The following is a 21086-nucleotide window of genomic DNA, read 5'->3' as shown; positions in this document are numbered from 1 at the left end:
CCACTTCACTTACCTATTTTGGCTTTCTAGATATTTTTCATCCTTCTTTATTCAATATAAACTTAAATCCTCTTCACATTATTTACGACGATCTCTAATTAATCTAACGTATGTGATGGCCCTTCTCTGTGACTCTCCTTGACTTTAAATAAAATAAAAAACCGACTCAAGCGTTTGAGCCGGTTTCTTCTATTATAATTCACTAAGCATTTCCATGTGCTATCCTGTCCATCGCCGCAACCATACGTCTGGATTTACGATACTCTTCTTCTCGCTTTTTTTCGATTCGCATCCTTACTTCATGTTTTCGGTTGTAAACTTCATACCCTACTCCATGTGCTCCGAACATCGCTTTTTCCATCTCACTCGTATAGTTTAGATCTAACTGGCTAATAATGAACCATTCCTTTCGGTTTTTGGATACTCATTTATTTTACTACCCCAATGTAAATAGAACAAAACGTTATAAACAGGATTATCCTCTATATTCCTTGTTACTCTCCTATTACATCGCACTATTAGCATTCGTTCGTAAAATACAATCAAAATCCAGCCGAATCCTTCAGTTCATTCATTCCTTTAAATCTTGATAAGCTTCTTGGACAAGGGTTACACTTTGACTCATCGCTGCTCCCCCACCGAAAGCAGCGGTCACCCCAACAGCTTCTAATACTTCATCTTCCGTACATCCTTGATCTACGCACCCTTTTGTGTGATAAATAATGCAGTATTCATCTTGAGAAAATATCGCAATCCCTAACGCAATAAGATGTTTTTCTTTCTTTGAAAGCTTACCCTCTTTAAAACATTCGCCTGTAAAGTCATTATATTTTTTTGCGAGCTCTGGCATTTTTTCAGAAAATACCCCTAACCCTGCCTTATAATCTTGAAGCGCTTCTTCTGTTAAGTTTCTAGGCTCTTGTGTCACACACACCCACTCCTTTTAGCATAAAATCTTTCAACGATAGTATGAGCAAAGTGAGGGAGAAGTATGTTAAAAAGAAGTCAGCTATTCAATTTTAACTCCTTAGTTCGTTGAATGAATTTAATATGTAGACATTCTTTAACATGAAGGGTATAAATTGTTTTCGAAAAAAAGACAATGGCCAAAATAGCCACTGCCTACTTATTCCATATTATTCTTTTACAGGGACTACAGACCCGCTCCACTCTGCAAGAATGAATTCTTGGATTTCTTCAGAGCGTAAAACTTCCACTAACGCTTTCACCGCTTCACTTTCTTCGTCACCATTGTTAACCGCGATAATGTTCACGTATGGAGACTCACTATCTTCAAGAGCAATAGAATCTTCCATAGGGTTTAAGCCTGCATCAATTGCGTAGTTAGAGTTAATCAGTACAGCGTCGCCTTCTTCATTTTCGTATAGCTGTGGAAGAAGTGCTGCTTCATATTCATAATCAAACACTAAATTTTTCGGATTTTCTGCGATATCTTCAATTGTAGCTGCTGTTTTCTCCACACCTTCATTAAGAGTAATCAGACCTTTTGCTTCTAGCATTGTTAAAATTCGTCCATGGTCTGCAACAGAGTTACTCATAAGGATAACCGCTCCGTCTGGAAGTTCTTCTAATGATGAAAACTTTTTAGAGTACACTCCAATTGGCTCTACGTGAATGCCACCAGCATTCACAAAGTCATAGCCATGATCAGCAATTTGACTTTCTAAATAAGGAACGTGTTGAAAATAGTTTGCGTCCAAATCACCATTTTCTAAATCTTGATTTGGTAAAACGTAGTCTTGATATGTTTCAATTTGTAGCTCGAAACCTTTTTCTTCAAATAACGGCTTTGCTTCTTCTAAGATTTCAGCGTGTGGTACATTAGATGCCCCTACAACTAATACATTATCTTCTGAATCTCCTCCATTACCACATGCTCCTAAAACGAATACACTTGATGCTAACGCTAAACCAGATACGAATTTTTTCATTCTTTTCCTCTCCTATCGTTTGTCTAATTTTCTAGTTATAAGATCTCCAATTGCTTGGAGGATAAAAACAATAATCAATATGACAATCGTCGCCATCAACGTTACATCATCACGACCACGTTGGAATCCATCTAAAAATGCAAGATTTCCTAGTCCTCCGGCACCGATAACCCCAGCCATTGCTGTATATCCAACTAAAGCAATCGCTGTTACAGTAATACCTGAAATGAGTGCAGGCATTGATTCTGGGATGAGAACCTTACGAATAATCGTCCAAGTTGTTGCTCCCATACTACGCGCTGCCTCAATAACCCCTTTATCAATTTCGCGTAGTGCGATTTCCACCATTCGAGCATAAAATGGTGCCGCTCCAATAATAAGAGCTGGTAATGCCGCATTCGCACCGCGAATGGTATCTAATAGAAATTTGGTAAAAGGTATTAATAAAACGATTAGAATAATAAATGGTATGGAACGAAATATGTTCACAACCGCACTCGTAATCGCATAAAACACTTTATTCTGCCAAAGGTTACCTGGAGCAGTTAAAAATAATAGGAGTCCCAGTAAAATACCGATAACAAAGGTGATACCAACAGACATCCCTGTCATGTAAAGAGTTTCTAAAGTGGCTTCCCACATCTTATCCCAATTAACATGAGGAAAAATCGCTTCAATCATGCTGAATCACCTCCACTCCAAGAGATTGCTCCTGTAAGTAAGCGATGCTTTTCGTTGTTTCTTCCTCTGAACCTTCTATATGAATGAGTAACGTTCCTATGGCACCTTTTTGAGTGTGGGTGATATTTCCTTGTAAAATATTCACATCAATCTCAAATTTTCGAATGAACCGTGAAATATAAGGTTGCTCCGTTGCATCTTCTAAGAAAGACACTCGAAGGATAGTACCATTCGGATAACTTTCAAGTACTTGATGAATAGAGGCCTCTGTTTCTTCTCCCTCTGTAAGCTGTTGAACGAATCGTTTTGTAATGGGTTCTTTCGGATTTCTGAAGACGTCTAACACTTCACCAAGTTCTACTACTTGACCACTTTCCATCACGGCTACACGGTGGCAAATCTTTTTAATCACATGCATTTCGTGTGTAATAAGTACAATCGTAAGACCAAATTTTTTGTTGATATCTACTAATAAGTCTAAAATACTGTCTGTTGTTTCTGGATCTAAAGCAGAAGTTGCCTCATCACATAGTAATACTTTTGGTTGGTTAGCTAACGCTCTTGCAATACCAACACGCTGTTTTTGACCACCACTTAATTGGGAAGGGTACGATTCTTCACGTCCCTCTAATCCGACAAGCTTAATTAATTCATCCACTCTCTTGTATCGTTCTTCCTTTTCAACACCTGCAATTTCTAATGGAAATGCAATGTTATCACGAACCGTTCTTGACCATAAAAGATTGAAATGTTGAAAGATCATCGAGATATCTTGTCTAGCCTGTCTTAACTGTTTTCCTTTAATCTTCGAAACGATTTGTCCATTGACATCGACCGTTCCATCGGATGGAACCTCTAATCCGTTAAGCATACGAATTAGTGTACTTTTACCTGCACCACTATATCCAATCACTCCAAAGATTTCACCTTCTGGAATGGAAAGATTCACATCATTAACGGCTGTAAGTGGCCCTGACTTGGATTGAAATATTTTTTTAACATGGGATAGGGTAATCACGTTACCACCTCTTTCAAAAATTCTATCTATTCACTACTGTTCCCAAAAATACAAAAATGCCTTTCTGCAGAAGAGCAGAAAGGCATAAAATAGTAATCTACCTTTCTCTCATCTTTCAAAGCATATAGCTTTGAGTGAATTGGCACCATTTCAATCTTAGATTGACGGTTGCCGGGCTTCGCAGGGCACTTCCCTCCACCTCTCGTAATAAGAGAACAATACTTTATTCAATTAAATCGATAACACGATTAAGCAGTAAATATCACTGAATTGGATTTTACATGGTCTAAATTAAGATGTCAACCTTTTTTCTGTTGTTATTTTTTTTATTTTTACATAGAACGAAAAGGGACTCTAGTAATAATAGATGACGAAAAGCCCCTTCGCATTTCACAGAAGAGTGTTTCATCCACTTGCGTAATGGCAATGTAGCATAAAAGATCTCTTCTAGATCCAGTGCTTCCCCCGTAATTTGAACATCTGCTTGATTTGCTTCAGCTATTAATTTTTGCTCATCTTTGCTAATGTATAACGTTACAACCTCTTTCCCTTCCATTCTCACAATTAAAGGCTGAATAGGTAGCAATTCAACAAGAAACTCTTTCTGTTTAACACTTTCGATAAAACTTTCTCCGAACGTTTTTAGCATACGCGTTCACCTCATCCTCTTTGTTACTAACGTATTAGAGATAAACGGTCTGATTCCTTTAGAAAGCGTTCGACGAAGTTCTCTTATACTTGTTTTAATTTGTCAAATAAAAACGGAACACTGTTAAATGCATAAACTTTATCTACAAGTTTCCCTTCTTGTTCAATGATAAGACAAGGGACACTTTGTACCTGAAAGTGTTCAGCTAAATCCTCCATATAATTAAGGTTACCCTTTTGAATTTGAAGATGAGGTAACGTTTTGGCGACCACTTCAAGCATTTTGGAAGCCATCTGACATGTGCCACACATCGTTGTATAAAAATAAATAATATTTAAATCATTCGATTGTATATTTTCCACTAATGTTTTTTTATCTACTTCAATTAATGCACTCAATTTGTTCACCTTCTAAATAAATTCTGCATGAACATCAATGTTGGCTCCTAATAAAATGGACGCTAAATGCTGTACGGGAGAAGATGCAACCTGTTTGTATGATTTATCTATATATAAGTGCTCTGCTTCTGGAAATTCTTGAATGAACAGCTTCCTTAATTTTTCTCCAGCAGGGTCAGCATCTACCATAATATAAACATCTTTTCCGTAAAGCTCCTCAATTAACTCATCAAGCTTAGACAGACTGATGGTCCCATTCGTACATAGTATTTGGATAGGTTCTTTTATAATTTGTTGCACTTTTCGTTTATCCGTTGTGCCTTCCACAATAATAACTTTCTCCATATATGCTTCCATCCATATCACCTTGTAACTTTTTTTTATTCAATCTATGCCAAGCATTCTTAAACATGCTAGTGTTGTTCATATTTTCTCGTTTTTCTAACCTTTTTTGCAAAGCATAAACCTTCGATCATGACAAGAAAAGCTGTTCCGATTTGGAACAGCTTTTCTTTAGCACCAACCGCCTTCGTCGCAATCTGTATACCTTGGCTCTGCATCATCAGGTGCCATAAAATGCTGGAAGACTCTTGTGGCTTCTTGCTCATAGTTTGGTTGCAGCTCAACCTGAAATCCATTGGGAAGCTCAACATGACCAATTAGCTGATTGTCTAGATAAAGGTCAACACCAGTATCTTTTAATCGTCCTACAATACGTTCAGTAATATCTAACTTTTGATGTTTTAACATAGTTACACCTCTTTTTATCGTCTCACTTACTTCTATTGTTCCCAAAAAGTCAGAGTCATGAAAAGGAATTATTGGAAACAAAAAAACACCTCCATCATGTGAGGTGTTTTATGTTCATTATGCTTCGTTAATCATTGTTTCATATTGCTCTGGAGTCATTAACTCGTCCAGATCACTTTCGTTCGTAGGTTCAACTACGACCATCCATGCTTTTTCATATGGAGACTCGTTAACAAATTCAGGATTATCATTAAGGTCTTCGTTTACTTCTACGACCTTACCAGAAATCGGTGCATATAATTCTGAAACGGTTTTAACCGATTCAACGCTTCCAAACGGCTCGTCCGCTTTTAATTCATCTCCAACCTCAGGTAGCTCTACGAAAACAATATCTCCAAGCTCAGATTGTGCAAAATGTGTAATTCCTACACGAAATTTGCCATCTTCTGTTTTTACCCATTCATGTTCTTTAGAATAACGTAAGTCTTTCGGTGTACTCATCATAATCCCTCCATAGCAATATTCATAGATATCATCCCATAATAATTCAACGAAAATCAAGAAAACCCTTCTAGTTTTTCCAACTATTTTCGAATAGTTCCTCTTTAAATCCGATTGTCACTTTTTGTCCGTCTGTGACAATCGGTCGCTTAATAAGCATACCATCTGATGATAATAAGGATAATTGTTCGTCTTCAGACATTTCTGACAGTCGATCCTTTAATCCTAATTCTCTGTATTTTTGACCAGATGTATTAAAAAACTTTTTCAATTCCATTCCACTATTTTGATAAATTTTTGTTTAGTTCAGCTTTAGATGGTGGATTTTCTACGATATGTATGGAGTTGACTTCTACCCCTCTCTCATCTAACCATTTGGAAGCCTTTCGGCATGTGCCGCATTTTGGGTATTGATACATTGTCACTGGCATTTTACATACACTCCTAACAAGTTTCTTCAACAGTTTTAACGAGATCTTTAATTAAGTCTAACGCATCCTCAAGCTGAAGTGAATAGTACCGTTGAGTTCCTTTTTGATCTATACTAACTAATTGTTGATCTCTCAAGATTTTTAAATGATGAGAGATTGCTGGCCTAGATAAGGTAAGGTTTTCGGTAATTTCATTAACGGAAAGTGGCTGCTTTTCTGCTAATAGTAATATAATATCTTGCCTATACGGATCGCTCAAGGCTTGAAAAAGCGGTATACATGAACGAAACGTCTCAATTGCTTGTTGCCCCATCGTATACCTTCCTTTCTATTTACGATAAGAAAAACCCTAAGAACTTTCATCCTATTTAAAAAAGATGAGAGGACCACTAAATTTATCATCAGTATATATTTGTTAAACTACTCTCATTATACTCAAATTTGTGAACAACAGACAATTTTAATTGGTTGTAAAACATAGATAGCCACCCACAAAAGTGGATGGCTAAGGAATAGACGTGCGTTATTTAAAGTACATACTTTTCAGCTTCTACGATTTTTTCAGAAGCCTCACGTTTTAATGCAATAACATTTACTGGGTTGAAGCGAGTGAGTTTACGCAGTGCGGATAGCATTAGACGTAAAGTGTCTCCATCTTCAGCAGCGATTAACGTTTCCTTCGCATCGCTTTCAATTTCACCAAATGCTTCTTGACAGAAAATTTGCGTGTATAGAACCTTTTGACGAGCTTTATCCATCCCATCTTTCGCGATGGCTTTTTCAGTACGAAGAACGGCTGATTCCATAGCATATGCATTGGATACGATATCAGCAATATTCACAAGAATTTCTTGCTCTTGCTCTAGCTTTTTACCGAACTTCTGAGCGGCTAATCCAGCTGCTAGAAGGCCAATCTTCTTCGCATTACGTACTAATACTTTCTCTTGCGCTAGTGGCTCATCACCAATTTCCTCAGGCATCATCATCATAAGCTCTTCCTGTAACGTTTGAGCTTTTTGAAGAAGTGGTAGTTCACCTTTCATCGCTTTACGTAAGAAAGTACCAGGAACCAGTAATCGGTTAATTTCATTTGTCCCCTCAAAGATACGGTTAATTCTAGAATCACGGTACATTCGTTCAATTTCGTATTCCTGCATGAATCCATAACCACCGTGTAATTGAACACCTTCATCCACAACATAGTCTAAAACTTCAGTGGCAAAGAATTTATTTAACGAGCACTCAATGGCATATTCTGCGATTGATTTTGCTACTTCTTTTCCATCTCGAACTTCTTCATCAGTTAAGCGACTCATTCTTTCTTCAAATAAGCCTACTGTACGGTAAACAGAGCTCTCTGAAGCATATAGCTTAGCAGCCATTGTGGAAAGCTTCTCTTTTGTTAAGTTAAAGCTTGAGATTGGAGTTTTGAATTGCTGACGTTGATTCGTGTATTCAGCCGTAACTTCTAGTGCACGTTTTGTCGCTCCAACCGCACCTACTCCTAATTTGTAACGACCGATATTTAGAATGTTAAAGGCAATAACGTGACCTTTTCCTGCATCACCTAAAAGGTTTTCTACTGGGACTTCAGCATCTTCTAAAATTAATGTACGAGTTGAAGAGCTTTTGATCCCCATTTTCTTTTCTTCTGGTCCAACTGATACGCCAGGGAATTCACGTTCTACGATAAATGCAGAGAATTGCTCTCCATCAATTTTAGCGTATACAACGAATACGTCTGCAAAGCCAGCATTTGTAATCCATTGCTTTTCACCATTTAATACATAGTGAGTGCCCTCAGCATTTAATTTAGCCGTTGTTTTGGCACCTAACGCATCAGAACCGGATCCTGGCTCAGTTAAGGCATAAGCAGCTAATTTTTCACCTGTAGCAAGCGCAGGTAAATAGTTATTTTTTTGATTGTCATTTCCAAATAATACTATAGGTAAAGAACCAATTCCTACGTGGGCACCATGCGTGATAGAGAATCCACCAGCACGTGACATTTTTTCTGCAATAAGAGCAGAGCTTACTTTATCAAGACCAATTCCTCCGAATTCTTCCGGTACGTCAGCCCCTAAAAGACCAAGCTCTCCAGCCTCTTTTAACAGCCTTACAGAATGCTCAAATTCATGGTTTTCTAAGTTTTCTACTACAGGTAGTACTTCTTTCACAACATAATCTTCTGTTGTTTTGGCAATCATTTTATGTTCATCAGTGTAATCTTCAGGTGTAAATACTTGATCATACGTTACATCTTCAATAAGGAAGCTTCCGCCTTTAACTAACTTTTGTGTTTCGTTTGACATGATTCATTTCCCCCTAATTCGATTTAGTAAATGGCGAGGGCAAAGCCCCCAAACCGATTATGAAATTAATTCAAATACCCCAGCAGCTCCCATACCGCCACCAATACACATCGTGACGATACCGAATTGCTCATTACGACGCTTCATTTCATGGATTAAGGACAGAGTTAATTTTGCGCCCGTACAACCAAGTGGATGACCTAATGCAATGGCACCGCCATTGACATTGACTCTTTCTTCATCAAGTCCAAGATGACGGATGACTTGAAGAGATTGAGAAGCAAATGCTTCATTCAACTCAAATAGTCCAATGTCATTGAGCTCTAGGCCTGCCATTTTTAATGCTCTAGGAATGGCTTCGACAGGACCGATTCCCATGACTTCAGGGCGTACACCCGCAACCGCAAAAGAGCGAAACTTGACTAGAGATTGCAGTCCTAAGGAATCTGCTTTTTCACGATCCATGACCATAACAGCTGCCGCTCCGTCACTTGTTTGGGAAGAGTTTCCGGCAGTGACAGAACCTCTTGCAGCAAATGCAGGTCGAAGCTTACCTAAGACATCGATAGTTGTGCCAGGGCGTACCCCTTCATCCGTATCGAATGTAAACTGCTTTTCTACTAATCTATTCTTGCTGTTAACAGAGCGAGCTGTTACTTCTACTGGTACGATTTCATCTTTAAACTTTCCTTCTTGTATCGCTCTTGCTGCTTTTTCATGACTGCGTACCGCGAAAGCATCTTGGTCTTCACGAGACACACCGTATTCATTCGCCACTTGCTCTGCAGTATGACCCATGCTCATATAATATTGTGGAGCCGACTCTGCTAGTGTGGAGTTCGGACGAACCACGTGACCCATCATGGGAACCAAACTCATACTTTCTACGCCACCTGCAATCGCTGTATTGGAATGTCCAAGCATAATTTTTTCTGCAGCATATGCAATGGATTGTAATCCTGAAGAACAGTAACGATTAACCGTGATGGCTGGAACGTTATGAGGCAACCCAGCTAATCCACCGATATTTCTCGCTACATTAAGTCCTTGCTCAGCTTCTGGCATCGCACAGCCTATAATTAAATCATCAATATTTCCTTCATAATTTCCAGCTCGCTTCAATGTTTCTTTTACAACTAATGCACCTAAATCATCTGGGCGTACGTTCGCTAATGAACCCTTTTTTGATTTGCCTACTGGTGTTCTAGCACCAGCGACGATAACCGCTTCACGCATGAAGTTTCTCCCCCTTTTTCTCGTTTGTATTAGTTACGTAATGGTTTTCCTTTTACCAGCATGTGCTGCATACGTTGCTGTGACTTTGGTTCTGCTACTAGTTGTAGGAACGCTTCTCGTTCAAGGTTTAGTAAGTACTCTTCATCTACTTCTGTACCATAAGGAACTTTACCGCCTGAAATTACATAGGCAAGCTTCTGAGCAATTTTCAAATCATGCTCTGAAATGTAACCACCTGTTACCATTGACTGTGCCGCTAATAATAACGCAGCGTAACCAGGCTCCCCTACTACTGGAATCTTCTTACGAACTGGTGGTTTATAGCCTGCTGCATGAAGGGATAATACTACTTGCTTTGCATCATAAATAAGATGATCTGGGTTTGCACTTACACCGTCCACCTTGCTTAAGAATCCATTTTCTCTTGCTTCTTCACCCGATGTGGATACTTTTGCCATTGCAATGTTTTCAAATACACGATTCGCTACTTTTTGGAGATCAAATTCTACTCCTTGTGGGATGGTATTTAGAAGCTTCATATAAAGCTCTTTATTTCCTCCCCCACCAGGAATTAGTCCAACTCCAGCTTCTACAAGACCCATATACGTTTCATATGATGCTTGGATACGATCAGCCGGGAGACATACTTCAGCTCCTCCACCTAAAGTCATCCCGAACGGTGCAGCAACGACTGGTATATTGGAATATTTAATTTTCATCATAGCTTGTTGGAATTGTTTCACAACTAAGTCTAATTCAAATACATTGTCATCCTGAGCTTCCATGAGAATAAGAGCTAAGTTGGCACCAACACAGAAGTTCTTCGCTTGATTACCGATGACAAGGCCTTTATAATTCTTCTCAACTTCATCTATCGCTTGATAAATCATGCCCGTAATGTCTGGTCCGATGGCATTATTTTGTGAATGGAATTCTAATAGAGCAACCCCGTCCCCAATATCTATTAAACTAGCTCCTGTATTCTTCTTAATTACTTTTCCTTGTTTCTTTAAGAGCTTTAGGTCTATGATCTTTTCATTCTTCTCTACTTTAACGTATTCGCCATTATGGAAATATACTGCTTCTCCATTCTCATCTTCTTGATAGAAAGACTCTTTGCCGCTCTCAAGAAGTTCAGTAACCCACGCCGGAACTTCTTTTCCTTCAGACTTCATCTTCTCTACTGACTTTGCTACTCCAATTGCATCCCAAATTTCAAATGGTCCATATTCCCAACCGAATCCCCATTTCATCGCTTGGTCAATGTCTACTACGGTCTCTGCAATCGTACCAAGAAGATCAGCAGAATATAAAAGCACAGGAGAAATGATACTCCACAAAAGCGAACCTGCACGATCATCGCTATATACGAGTGTTTTTAATTTATTTTTTGAGCCTTTTTGCTGTTTAGCCATTTCAAGACTAGCAGCTTTTAGCTTTTTACGCTCTGAGTATTCTAGCGTGTCAGGATTTAATTCTAGGATTTCTTTTCCTTGCTTTAAGTAAAATCCTTGCCCAGATTTGCTCCCTAACCAACCGTTCTCTAACATGGATTTCATAAATGCTGGCGTTTCAAACGCCGCTTTCTCCACGCCATCTACTTGGTTATATACATTATTTGCAACATGGATAAAAGTATCTAATCCTACTACATCTAATGTTCTAAATGTAGCACTTTTCGGTCTTCCAATTAGTGGTCCTGTAACGGAATCCACTTCTCCTACACTGTAACCGCCTTTAAGCATTTCTTGAACTGAAACAAGCAGCCCGTAAGTACCAATTCTATTCGCAATAAAGTTAGGTGTGTCTTTGGCCATGACCACCCCTTTACCTAAAACGTTCTCTCCAAATTCCTTCATAAAGGAAACGACTTCACTATCTGTATGTTGAGTTGGGATAACTTCTAGTAATTTTAAATAGCGAGGTGGATTAAAAAAGTGTGTTCCAAGAAAATGCTTCTGAAAATCTTCTGATCTTCCCTCTGCCATTGCTTCAACAGAAATTCCAGACGTATTTGAACTGATGATGGTTTCAGGTTTTCGATATTTTTCAACCTGTTCATATACTTTCTTTTTAATTTCCAAATTTTCAACAACGACTTCAATAATCCAATCCACTTCACTAAGCTTGTCTAAGTCATCTTCAAGATTTCCAGCACTTATCAACTGCAAGTTCTTTTTAGAAGCTAGTGGTGCAGGTTTTTGCTTCAATAGCTTTTTTAAAGCGTTTTCAGAAATGCGATTTCGAACAACTTTGTCTTCTAATGTGAACCCTTTTTCTTCTTCTTCTTTTGTTAATTCTCTTGGTACAATATCCAGTACAATTGAAGCGATCCCTACATTGGCAAGATGTGCCGCAATACCAGAACCCATAACTCCAGACCCTAATATGGCTGCCTTCTTAATTTGTCTGACCACGTCTATTTCCCCCTTTGACGTACTTTTGAATGAATACTCATTCATTATTGCTCCAAAAAAAATCCCCTTGAATGAGTTTTACTATCTTTACTATATGATATTTCAGAAAAAATGGCAATCCATAAAGAGTGAAAAAGGGAAATTTTCTAAAAATAATAAAGTAGCCTTATTCCGGGAAAGGTAGGAACGGAGGTGGTAATGAATGAAACGCATGAAAAATCCTTCTAAAGCAGCGGTTAGTGCATCTAGCGTAAAGGGAGATGCTGGACCAACTGTTGAGCGTGATGGTGGGGGTAAAGTCAACAGCCAGAATAATCAGTACAAAAAACAGTAAGAAACGTAAACCCAATAGCATCTTCCTCACCCGAACATTACATACATGACGAGTGGTATGGAATGGTGTTCTTTACGTATCAAAATCGCTTAGTCAATTACCAGAGGGAAGAGAAATTTATTTCTACTGGCATTCATGTTTCCGAACAGATCCTTAGTTCAATCGTTTTTATTCCAATGAAAAAGCCAAATCATCGAAGATTTGGCTTTTGACTTTATCTTTTAATAACACCCTTTAATACGAAGGCAACATTGGCAGGACGCTCAGCAAGTCGTCTCATAAAGTACCCGTACCAATCGTTTCCATAGGGAACATATACTCTCATCTTATATCCTTCGTTTTTTAGCTCTATTTGACGCTCCACACGAATTCCATATAGCATCTGAAATTCAAATTGATCATTCGGAATGTTATGTTCCTTCACTAATTCTTTTGTATATTCAATCATTTGATCATCATGCGTGGCTATAGCGGTATAGTGACCGTTTAATAAATGCATTTTAATGATTTTCTTAAAGTTTTCATCCACATCCGATTTATTCGGAAAAGCGACTTCAGGAGATTCCTTATAGGCTCCCTTCACTAGTCGAAGGTTAGGAGCATATGCATCTAAATCCTTCATATCCTCTTCTGTCCGATACAAATAAGCTTGAATAACTGTTCCAATGTTATCATATTCACGTTTCAATTGTTTAAAGATTTCAAGTGTTTTTCCACAACGAGAATAATCTTCCATATCAATCGTTACAAAAACGCCTTCTTCTTTTGCTGCTTCTAAAATACGTTTCATGTTATCTAATACGATATCATCGGATATATCTAAACCCATACTTGTCATTTTCAGTGATAGCTGAGAATTCAATTTATTGCGACCAATAGATCGAATAGCTTCAATACACTGATCTGCCATTTCATTTGCCTCTTGCTCATTGTCAACAAATTCACCTAAATAGTCTATAGTAACGACTAAACCTTTTTGGTTAAGTTCTTGAATAACTCTTGTAGCTTGATCAATAGATTCACCAGCAACAAATCGGCTTGCACCAAACCGAAGTCCATAGCGCTTAGCTGTTTTCGTTAGGGCACGATTTTTTGAAAGGAATAAAAAGAAATTACGCATTGCTTGTTCCATGTTAAATACCCCCAGGTACAAAATAAAATGAAAACGCTTTCTTAGTGTGTAAAAAAAATTCACACGTTCATGCGAAGACACCTTATTTTATCATTATTCTTACTATTTGAATATACTTTTTCTTACGACTTTAAACATTTATATACGAATTCGTATAGATAAAATATTATTTGGGATGATAGACATGAACACTAAAAGGAGGAAAACTGTATGCAAACGAATCAACAAAATCAAATGCAGAATCAACAGCAAATGTACCAACAGGCTCCCCCGGTATTAACCACTAAAGATGCTTTATATATGAATGATATGCTCGCTTGGAATTTGTTGGCGATGAAAAAGGCTCATTTCTTGGCTGAACATTGTCAAGATCAGACCGTAAAGCAAGAAATTGAACAATGCGGAATGATGCATCAAAAACATTATCAACAAATATTGCACCATTTAGGTCAAGGAGTAAATCAACAGTCTAATCAAACTTTACAGTAAGGAGGAACATTCTATGAACAATCAAAATAAAGATCGGCAACCCAAAAACTCAAGTACCAGAATCTCCTCAAATGAACGATCGTGATTTTATTACAGATACGTTAGCCATGGAGAAATATATGACAGCGGGATATTGTACATTTTTAAACGAGGCAAGTCACGAAGGGTTATACCAGGATGTGTTACAAATCTTCACAGAAAGTCAAAATGCCCAACGACGTTTGTATGAATGCATGTTTCAAAAAGGCTGGTATCAATTAGAACAAGCAGATCAGCAGGCGTTGCAGCAATCTTTCACACAACACCAAGAATATCAAACTCAATTTCCTTATCAAAATATGCAATAACTAGAAGAGCCTATGTGCTCTTTTTTCATTGGGCATAGTAAGGTTAATGCCAGTATCTTTTTATTATTTTTGTCCAACTCATCTGCAAGAATGGTCGGTAACGGTTTTGACATGTATCTTTTAAACAAGATTTTTCGTTTATGAAAAAGAATCACTAAACTTTTCGTATCATTTTTGGGAACCCATTCTACCTCTTCAATCTCATTCCAGTTAAACATAAAGCCATTAATTATCAGTCCATTTTCTCGTACTTCTACAACGTATTTAAATAATAATAAATAAGGCAAAGCCGCTAATGTAAAACCTAAATAAAATGGGTGAATCCAAATGTTATAAATCCATAAAATTAAGGTCCCAATGATAACAACATGTAAAAATATCACAACGAAAAAGTTGCTTCGATGTGTAAGTGTTTTTAATTGAACAGGTAAACCGACACTTGAAAAGCTTACGACTTGGTCTTGTGGATAGTGAAGTTCACCAAGCTTATGTCTTTTATAAAAAGAATGAATCATTTCCCCGTAAAGATAGACAATCGTCGCCATGACGACTGTGGCAAATACAATGTGTACATACAACAGCAAACTATACTCCCTCCCTTTCTAAATGTTGTCTATAGGCTAATAGGACCTAATATAGCATATCATATATTGTGAAGAAACGGGGAGGATTGTCATAATTTGTCTAAATATCCCGTTTGACAGCATTTATTTTGCCATTTTTAATCTAAACAGGATAAACTAGTGAAGATTATTGATTTTAACTGGAGGATGGAATAGGATGCAAAGTATTAAAAACAATGAAACGTACGAATCTTTTATAGAAAGCTCTGAGCCAGTCATCATTAAATTTTTCGCTGATTGGTGTCCAGATTGTAAGCGAATGGACATGTTTATTGGTGAGATTATGGACGAATACAACCAATACAAATGGTATGAATTAAATAAGGATGAACTTCCTGAAATCGCAGATAAAAATGAAGTAATGGGCATTCCAAGTTTACTGGTCTACCAAGATGGTAAAAAAATTGCCCATCTACACAGTGCAAATGCTAAAACTCCAGAGCAAGTCTCAGAATTTTTAACTGAACTGAATAAGTAATGAAACGGAGCCGCTTTTGCAGCTCCTTTTTTAGCTCTGTTCCACAACTTCATTAATTTTTGCAAGATGGCTATGTTTTCAGTAGGGGGAGCTAGCTCGAGTCTCTTCTTCACAGTTTCCCGTGGGTGGGTGGCGCGCTATTGCCAGCGCGTGTCTCATTCCCCCATTATTTTCGTTCATGGTGCTCGCGCTACCTACTACGCGTGTCTCTTCATCACATTTTTGCGGATTTGGGTGGCGCGCTACTGCTACCACGTGTCTCATCCTCCATTTTTTTCGTTCATGGTACTCGCGCTACCGCGTGTCTCATTTTCGCTTTTTTCCGGGGGTGGGTGGCGCGCTACTGCCACCGCGTGTCCCATCCCCCATTTTTTTTCGTTCATGGTACTCGCGCTACCCCCTACGCGTGTCTCTTCTTCGATTTTTTCCGGGGTTGGGTATCGCGCTACTGCCACCGCGTGGCTCTTCCCTCATTTTTTACGTACATAGGACGCGCGCTACTGCCAAAACGATTTCCATCAGCCTTTATTAGCACACTTTGGAAAACTCACCAGCATTCAATACATTAAAAAATACTTCTACCAATATACTCAACAAAGAAAGTGCTCTTCCAATTTCAATAGATCATCACCATAGCTGAAAATAAAAATAGATCAATTATTTACCTTACCAAAGTTTTTTAAGTAGTATGACTTCACTTATAAACGGGTATTGTAAAAGAGGATGAAATGTACAAGGCTTTAAACTTGCAACTATATATTATATTTTGTAAAATTCAATTGTACACAACTTAAAAGTTGAAGGGAGATTTTCTAATGGACGCATTATACACAGCAAAAGCCACCACTCACGGTGGACGCCAAGGAAAAATTCAATCTGAGGATGGAGTTCTAAATTTATCACTTTCCATGCCTAAAGGTTTAGGTGGAGCTGGTGGAGAAGGAACAAACCCAGAGCAATTATTTGCAGCAGGTTATTCTGCATGCTTTGATTCTGCTTTAAACCTTGTAGCAAGACAAGCAAAAAAGCAAATTGAAAGCGAAGTAACAGCAGCCGTATCCATTGGAAAAGACACAGACGGTGGGTTTAAACTAGCAGTCGAGCTAATTGTTAACCTTAAAGGAGTAAGTCAGGAAGAAGCAGAGGAATTAGTGAAAACGGCTCACACAGTATGTCCATACTCTAAAGCGACATCTGGAAACATCGACGTATCCTTACAGGCAAAAGCAGTATAAAGAGTAAAAAGAGGAAGCGGTTCAGCCGCTTCCTCTTTTCTATTTATCATCTCTAGTTACTTGAGTGAGTTTATATAAGTGAATAATGACAGTTTTCACAACTGCATAAGTTGGAATCACAAAGATAATTCCTAAGAACCCTACTAAATTCCCTGCAAATAAAATTAACACAATGATGGTCAATGGGTGAATATCTAGAGTTTTCCCCATCACTTGAGGGGAGATAATATTCCCTTCAATCTGTTGGGCTATGATCATAATGATGGCAACATAAACGACCATAATTGGATCCTGGAAAAGCGCCACTAGCAAGGCAGGAACAACCGCGATAAAAGGACCTATGAAAGGAATGACATTGGTCAGCATTCCGAATAAGGCAAGTACTAATGAGTAATCCAAACCAATAATTAAGTACCCAATTAAGAGTAGGGTGCCGACACATACACTAACCAAGACTTGTCCTTGAATATAAGAAGAAATGGTTTTGTCCATTGCTCCAAGTACACCTTTCACATCCTCTCTTTTATGAGCGGGGAAAAAGAGGGCGATAAAGTTCCCTAAGCGATTACCATCCTTTAACATATAGAACAAAATAAATGGAACAAGGACCAGTACGAAGACGGTGCTAAAGATATTGGTAAGTATGGACACAAAGTCACTAGCAAACCCAGTAAAAAATGACTGTGCTCTCTCAGCAGCCTTATCAAATGAAACCATATCTCTCACAGATTCAGGTAAGTACTCCCAGTTATCTTGAACATATGTGACAGATTCCTCTACTGCCTCCTGCATTTTAGGAAAGTTTTTAACAAAACGGTCAATTTGATCATTTACAACGGGGCCGATTAACTTAAAGATTCCGTAGAATGCTAGGATAATGGCAATGTAAGCTACGATAATGGCAATTCCCTTAGGAACTTTTTGCTTTTCAAGAAATCTTACGAGTGGTCGACACAAGTAAAATAATATTCCTGCTAAAATAAACGGCAAGAAAATGGTTTTGAGTAAAACCACTATCGGTGTAAAGATAAAGCTAACTTGATGTAATAAAAATATTGCAATCAGCAATAAGATAAGCGCAACGAGTGCTTTAAACCAATTCCTATCCAATAAAGACAATACCATCACTCACTATTCCATGAAATATTTTCCTCTATTATAGCAGATTCTCCTCTCATACACCCAATCAAACCCTAAAGTTTACGAGAATGTTATTGTGGTAATAGATTAATACAACTAGAAATGATAAAGGAGAGAGTTCCAATGAAGAAAAGAAATCTACTGCTTTCTATGACGTTAAGTACAGGGTTATTATTAGGTGCATGTGCCGAGGAAGAAGCAGAACAAAACGAAGTGGATATGAGTGAAGAAACGGAAGAATATAGTGAAGATGTTGAAACAAAAGTTGAAGGTGAACTAAACGAAGCAGAAGAAGAACTTGATGAAACATTAGACGAAGAAAATTCAGATGAAGAATCTTCACAATAAATAGGGAACATACAAAAGACTCAAGTCTATTCACTTAAGACTTGAGTCTTTTTCCATTCTTATCTTTCTGACGATAATCATTTGGTGTGACGCCAGCAAACTTTTTAAACACCTTCCGAAAGTATTTATCATCCACATACCCAACTTTTTCAGCTATTTCATACACCTTCAAGTTGGTACGATCTAGAAGTTCCATCGCTTTTTTCATGCGTAAGTCCACTAAATAATCTGTAATTGTTAAATGAAAATGTTCTTTAAACTTTCTTGATATATATTCTCTACTGATATAAAAAGTATCGGCTATATCCTGGAGTTTAATATCTTCATGATAGTATTCCTTTAAATATTCCTCTACTTTTCTCATCGTAATGGTGATAGTTTGGTCCTTGTAATCTTCGGCTACTACTTCGCCCTTCGGTTGTTGCAATTGAACCGCTGAAACGGCTTTGGTTAAGACTTCATGCAGAAGATCTGGATCTATTGGCTTTAATAAATAATCAAAGCTTCCATGCTGGACTGCTTTTCGCATATACTCATACTGATCGAAGCCTGTGAGAACAATACGTATACTTGGGCATTCGGTCTCGTTTAACCACTCTAATAGTTTTCCTCCACCCATTACAGGCATTTTCATATCGGTTATAATAATTTCAGGAGAAGATGTTTCAATGATTTGGACCGCTTGTTGACCATTCTCCGCCTCTACAATTTCTGTAATTTGAAGTTCTTCCCATCTACCCAATAAACGGATTCCTTCCCTAACATGCAATTCATCATCCACTAATAAGAGCTTCACAGTGACTCCTCCTCTATCGATATAGGTACGATTATATTCACCGTGATACCTCCAGTTGTATTTTGTTCCACTTTAAACTCGGCATCTATCCCATAATAAATTTTAATACGATCATAAATGTTTTTTAAACCTATCCCATTTTCTTGTTCCGTAGCATTATAAGAATGGAGGGAAACCATAAGATTTTCGATCTCTTGCTCATTCATACCCTTACCATTATCCTGAATGGAAATCCACTTTTTATTCTCCCATTTTTTACAAGAAATCGTTAGATGACCCTTTCGCTCATCCTGCTCTAATCCATGTTTAAAATAATTTTCAATAATAGGCTGAATGGTCATTTTCGGTACTTGAGACAGCAAAATATCATCATCTACTGAAATATCAAACGTAAAACGATCTTTAAATCGCTGTTTCTGTAAATGTAAATAGGCCTTTGAATGCTCGAGTTCTTCCCGTAACGTGACAAAGTCCTCTATATTGTTCATACTGTATCTCATTATTTTACTTAAGGACATAAGAAGCTGATACGTTTCCTGATCCCCTTGCTTTAATGAGGAAGTTCCAATAGATTGAAGGGCATTATTTAAAAAATGAGGATTTACCTGAGATTGCAATACTTTAAGCTGGTTCGTCTTATTACGAAGCTCAAGTAAATACTCCCTCACAAACAATTCGTCAATGGTTTCAACCATTGAAGTAAAGTGATGTCCAAGCTCTCCAAACTCATCATCTCCAAGAGACAGGAAATCAACTTTAAATTCTCCCTTTTCCACTCGTTTCATATTTTGTATGAGCACCTTGATTGGAGCTGTCATTTTAAAAGAGATAAATAATGTACCCACTTCAACAATTAAAAGAGAGAAAAACAAGATTAATAGATTAATATACGAAATTTCTCTAGCATCCTTATGTAGTTCATAATAAGGAATTCTCTTGATCAAAATCCATTCATCTGACGCTACTTTAAATGTCTCATACACCATGATCCCTTTAAACTCCTCGTCAGACCAATGTATATGATTCTCTTCTTGCTCTAATATTGTGTCTAACCAATCCACACTCTCTACGTCATCAACTGAGGTAGTAATCATCTGCCCATCAGTAGTCAGGAGGTAATAGTCTTCAGTATCTTCATTATATAAGCGCTCAACAATGATCATTAATTCTTTTAATGTGATATCAATACTAACGATTCCTAAAAATTGGTTGGAAGGGACGTCCATTAACCGTTGATGAAAACTTAGTACGGGAGTTTTCACATTCTTATCAATCGTCGAACGGTTATTGTAGCTGTAGATGGGGTGAGTAGGTTCTATAATGGTTTGCAATCCTGTTGCCAATTTTAAGCGCAAGTAGTAAGGTTGCTTCGTTAATTCTTCTAACTTTCCTCTACTACTTAACTTGTAATTGTAGATGGAATAAGAATCTTGACCGTTTTCAATATATAAATGGATTTGCTCAATCTCATCACGTGAATAGTATAAATTGTCTAACGAACGATCAATTTCAAGCTGACTTTTATCAATATTTTTTTCCACACCCAGCGTCAGTACATTAGCAAAATCCCTTAGCGTATACAACTGGAATGGAATACTGGTAATGGTCTCTAAATAATGCTGAATGTCCTCTGCCCCCTTCTGTACAAGAGTTTCACTACTCTGTATAAAAGAGTTTGTCACCGAATTCTTTGTGTAAAAGTAGGTAATGGTCATCGACATACCGAGAGGAATAATCGTAAATACGATTAAATAGAAAATCATCTTTCTTCTGATGCTTGATTTCATTATATGGCTCCCGTCCATCTATACTGCTTTTA

25 protein-coding genes, 1 pseudogene and 1 riboswitch are annotated in these 21086 nt (G+C 37.7%); of the genes and pseudogenes, 6 read left to right on the top strand and 20 right to left on the bottom strand.

Annotated features, from left to right (window positions below; genetic code table 11):
* Positions 1 to 202: 202 nt before the first annotated feature.
* From M44_RS27365 to M44_RS16410, 15 genes and pseudogenes are all read right to left on the bottom strand, one after another.
* Complete coding sequence (locus M44_RS27365) at positions 203 to 349, bottom strand: YuzK family famiily protein (protein ID WP_010175378.1); 147 nt, start codon at positions 347 to 349, stop codon at positions 203 to 205.
* A 222-nt stretch (positions 350 to 571) separates the two neighbouring features.
* Positions 572 to 928 carry a carboxymuconolactone decarboxylase family protein gene (locus M44_RS16475; RefSeq protein WP_010175377.1) on the bottom strand — a complete coding sequence of 119 codons (357 nt, stop codon included), beginning with the start codon at positions 926 to 928 and terminating at the stop codon, positions 572 to 574.
* 208 nt (positions 929 to 1136) lie between these two features.
* Positions 1137 to 1952, bottom strand: coding sequence for a MetQ/NlpA family ABC transporter substrate-binding protein (locus tag M44_RS16470; protein WP_010175375.1), 816 nt, complete (start codon positions 1950 to 1952; stop codon positions 1137 to 1139).
* Positions 1953 to 1964: 12 nt separating this feature from the next.
* Positions 1965 to 2633: a methionine ABC transporter permease gene (locus tag M44_RS16465; protein ID WP_010175373.1), complete on the bottom strand. Its 669-nt coding sequence runs from the start codon at positions 2631 to 2633 to the stop codon at positions 1965 to 1967.
* Positions 2626 to 3651, bottom strand: coding sequence for a methionine ABC transporter ATP-binding protein (locus tag M44_RS16460; RefSeq protein ID WP_010175372.1), 1026 nt, complete (start codon positions 3649 to 3651; stop codon positions 2626 to 2628). Before M44_RS16460 ends, M44_RS16465 begins: the two co-directional genes overlap by 8 nt.
* A gap of 105 nt (positions 3652 to 3756) precedes the next feature.
* A riboswitch (SAM riboswitch) is annotated at positions 3757 to 3865 on the bottom strand.
* Positions 3866 to 3937: 72 nt separating this feature from the next.
* Positions 3938 to 4300, bottom strand: coding sequence for a hypothetical protein (locus M44_RS16455; RefSeq protein WP_010175371.1), 363 nt, complete (start codon positions 4298 to 4300; stop codon positions 3938 to 3940).
* Between the two features lie 83 nt (positions 4301 to 4383).
* Positions 4384 to 4707, bottom strand: a complete 324-nt coding sequence (locus tag M44_RS16450) for a thioredoxin family protein (protein ID WP_420167120.1) — start codon at positions 4705 to 4707, stop codon at positions 4384 to 4386.
* 3 nt (positions 4708 to 4710) lie between these two features.
* A complete protein-coding gene (locus tag M44_RS16445; protein ID WP_010175369.1) occupies positions 4711 to 5055 on the bottom strand; it encodes a toprim domain-containing protein in 345 nt (114 codons plus the stop codon).
* Between the two features lie 156 nt (positions 5056 to 5211).
* Positions 5212 to 5529 carry a YusG family protein gene (locus tag M44_RS23890; RefSeq protein WP_010175367.1) on the bottom strand — a complete coding sequence of 106 codons (318 nt, stop codon included), beginning with the start codon at positions 5527 to 5529 and terminating at the stop codon, positions 5212 to 5214.
* Positions 5530 to 5565: 36 nt separating this feature from the next.
* Positions 5566 to 5949: a glycine cleavage system protein GcvH gene (gene gcvH, locus M44_RS16435; RefSeq protein WP_010175366.1), complete on the bottom strand. Its 384-nt coding sequence runs from the start codon at positions 5947 to 5949 to the stop codon at positions 5566 to 5568.
* A 70-nt stretch (positions 5950 to 6019) separates the two neighbouring features.
* Positions 6020 to 6380 (bottom strand): annotated as a pseudogene (locus M44_RS23885) (arsenate reductase family protein).
* 13 nt (positions 6381 to 6393) lie between these two features.
* A complete protein-coding gene (locus M44_RS16425; protein ID WP_010175365.1) occupies positions 6394 to 6693 on the bottom strand; it encodes an ArsR/SmtB family transcription factor in 300 nt (99 codons plus the stop codon).
* Positions 6694 to 6907: 214 nt separating this feature from the next.
* On the bottom strand, positions 6908 to 8692 hold the full coding sequence (locus M44_RS16420; protein ID WP_010175364.1) for an acyl-CoA dehydrogenase family protein: 1785 nt from the start codon (positions 8690 to 8692) through the stop codon (positions 6908 to 6910).
* Positions 8693 to 8749: 57 nt separating this feature from the next.
* Entirely contained in the window at positions 8750 to 9928 is a 1179-nt protein-coding gene (locus tag M44_RS16415; protein ID WP_010175362.1) for an acetyl-CoA C-acetyltransferase, read from the bottom strand.
* Positions 9929 to 9957: 29 nt separating this feature from the next.
* Positions 9958 to 12345 (bottom strand): 3-hydroxyacyl-CoA dehydrogenase/enoyl-CoA hydratase family protein, encoded by a 2388-nt coding sequence (locus M44_RS16410; protein ID WP_010175360.1) that lies wholly within the window; start codon positions 12343 to 12345, stop codon positions 9958 to 9960.
* Positions 12346 to 12547: 202 nt separating this feature from the next.
* Between M44_RS16410 and M44_RS26470 the strand changes: the two genes are divergently transcribed.
* Positions 12548 to 12679: a YuzL family protein gene (locus M44_RS26470; RefSeq protein WP_010175358.1), complete on the top strand. Its 132-nt coding sequence runs from the start codon at positions 12548 to 12550 to the stop codon at positions 12677 to 12679.
* Between the two features lie 214 nt (positions 12680 to 12893).
* Here the strand turns inward: M44_RS26470 and M44_RS16395 are convergent, their stop codons facing one another.
* A complete protein-coding gene (locus M44_RS16395; protein ID WP_010175357.1) occupies positions 12894 to 13811 on the bottom strand; it encodes a proline dehydrogenase family protein in 918 nt (305 codons plus the stop codon).
* A gap of 210 nt (positions 13812 to 14021) precedes the next feature.
* Between M44_RS16395 and M44_RS16390 the strand changes: the two genes are divergently transcribed.
* Both M44_RS16390 and M44_RS16385 read left to right on the top strand, forming a co-directional pair.
* On the top strand, positions 14022 to 14300 hold the full coding sequence (locus M44_RS16390) for a hypothetical protein (protein ID WP_010175355.1): 279 nt from the start codon (positions 14022 to 14024) through the stop codon (positions 14298 to 14300).
* A 71-nt stretch (positions 14301 to 14371) separates the two neighbouring features.
* Complete coding sequence (locus M44_RS16385) at positions 14372 to 14647, top strand: spore coat protein (RefSeq protein WP_050771007.1); 276 nt, start codon at positions 14372 to 14374, stop codon at positions 14645 to 14647.
* Here the strand turns inward: M44_RS16385 and M44_RS16380 are convergent.
* The gene (locus M44_RS16380; RefSeq protein WP_010175350.1) at positions 14632 to 15231 is read right to left on the bottom strand and encodes a DUF5673 domain-containing protein; all 600 of its coding nucleotides are present in this window, start codon (positions 15229 to 15231) and stop codon (positions 14632 to 14634) included. The two genes, M44_RS16385 and M44_RS16380, sit on opposite strands and share 16 nt — an antisense overlap.
* 196 nt (positions 15232 to 15427) lie before the next feature.
* On the opposite strand from M44_RS16380, the gene M44_RS16375 reads away from it, so the two are divergent.
* Together M44_RS16375 and M44_RS16360 are read left to right on the top strand one after the other, a co-directional pair.
* Positions 15428 to 15748, top strand: coding sequence for a thioredoxin family protein (locus M44_RS16375; protein ID WP_010175349.1), 321 nt, complete (start codon positions 15428 to 15430; stop codon positions 15746 to 15748).
* Between the two features lie 815 nt (positions 15749 to 16563).
* Entirely contained in the window at positions 16564 to 16983 is a 420-nt protein-coding gene (locus M44_RS16360; protein ID WP_010175343.1) for an organic hydroperoxide resistance protein, read from the top strand.
* Between the two features lie 39 nt (positions 16984 to 17022).
* Here M44_RS16360 and M44_RS16355 read toward each other — a convergent pair whose 3' ends face one another.
* A complete protein-coding gene (locus tag M44_RS16355) occupies positions 17023 to 18108 on the bottom strand; it encodes an AI-2E family transporter (RefSeq protein ID WP_010175341.1) in 1086 nt (361 codons plus the stop codon).
* Between the two features lie 138 nt (positions 18109 to 18246).
* On the opposite strand from M44_RS16355, the gene M44_RS16350 reads away from it, so the two are divergent.
* On the top strand, positions 18247 to 18471 hold the full coding sequence (locus M44_RS16350; protein WP_010175339.1) for a hypothetical protein: 225 nt from the start codon (positions 18247 to 18249) through the stop codon (positions 18469 to 18471).
* A gap of 34 nt (positions 18472 to 18505) precedes the next feature.
* On the opposite strand, the gene M44_RS16345 is transcribed toward M44_RS16350, so the two are convergent.
* Positions 18506 to 19267 (bottom strand): response regulator transcription factor, encoded by a 762-nt coding sequence (locus M44_RS16345; RefSeq protein ID WP_010175337.1) that lies wholly within the window; start codon positions 19265 to 19267, stop codon positions 18506 to 18508.
* Positions 19264 to 21054 carry a sensor histidine kinase gene (locus M44_RS16340; protein ID WP_010175335.1) on the bottom strand — a complete coding sequence of 597 codons (1791 nt, stop codon included), beginning with the start codon at positions 21052 to 21054 and terminating at the stop codon, positions 19264 to 19266. Before M44_RS16340 ends, M44_RS16345 begins: the two co-directional genes overlap by 4 nt.
* Positions 21055 to 21086: the final 32 nt, after the last annotated feature.

This window comes from Bacillus coahuilensis m4-4 (assembly GCF_000171615.1).
GTDB classification, from domain to species: Bacteria; Bacillota; Bacilli; order Bacillales; family Bacillaceae_K; genus Bacillus_T; species Bacillus_T coahuilensis.
The sequence above is the reverse complement of the archived record's forward strand: the minus strand, read 5'-3'. Positions and strand labels throughout refer to the sequence as shown.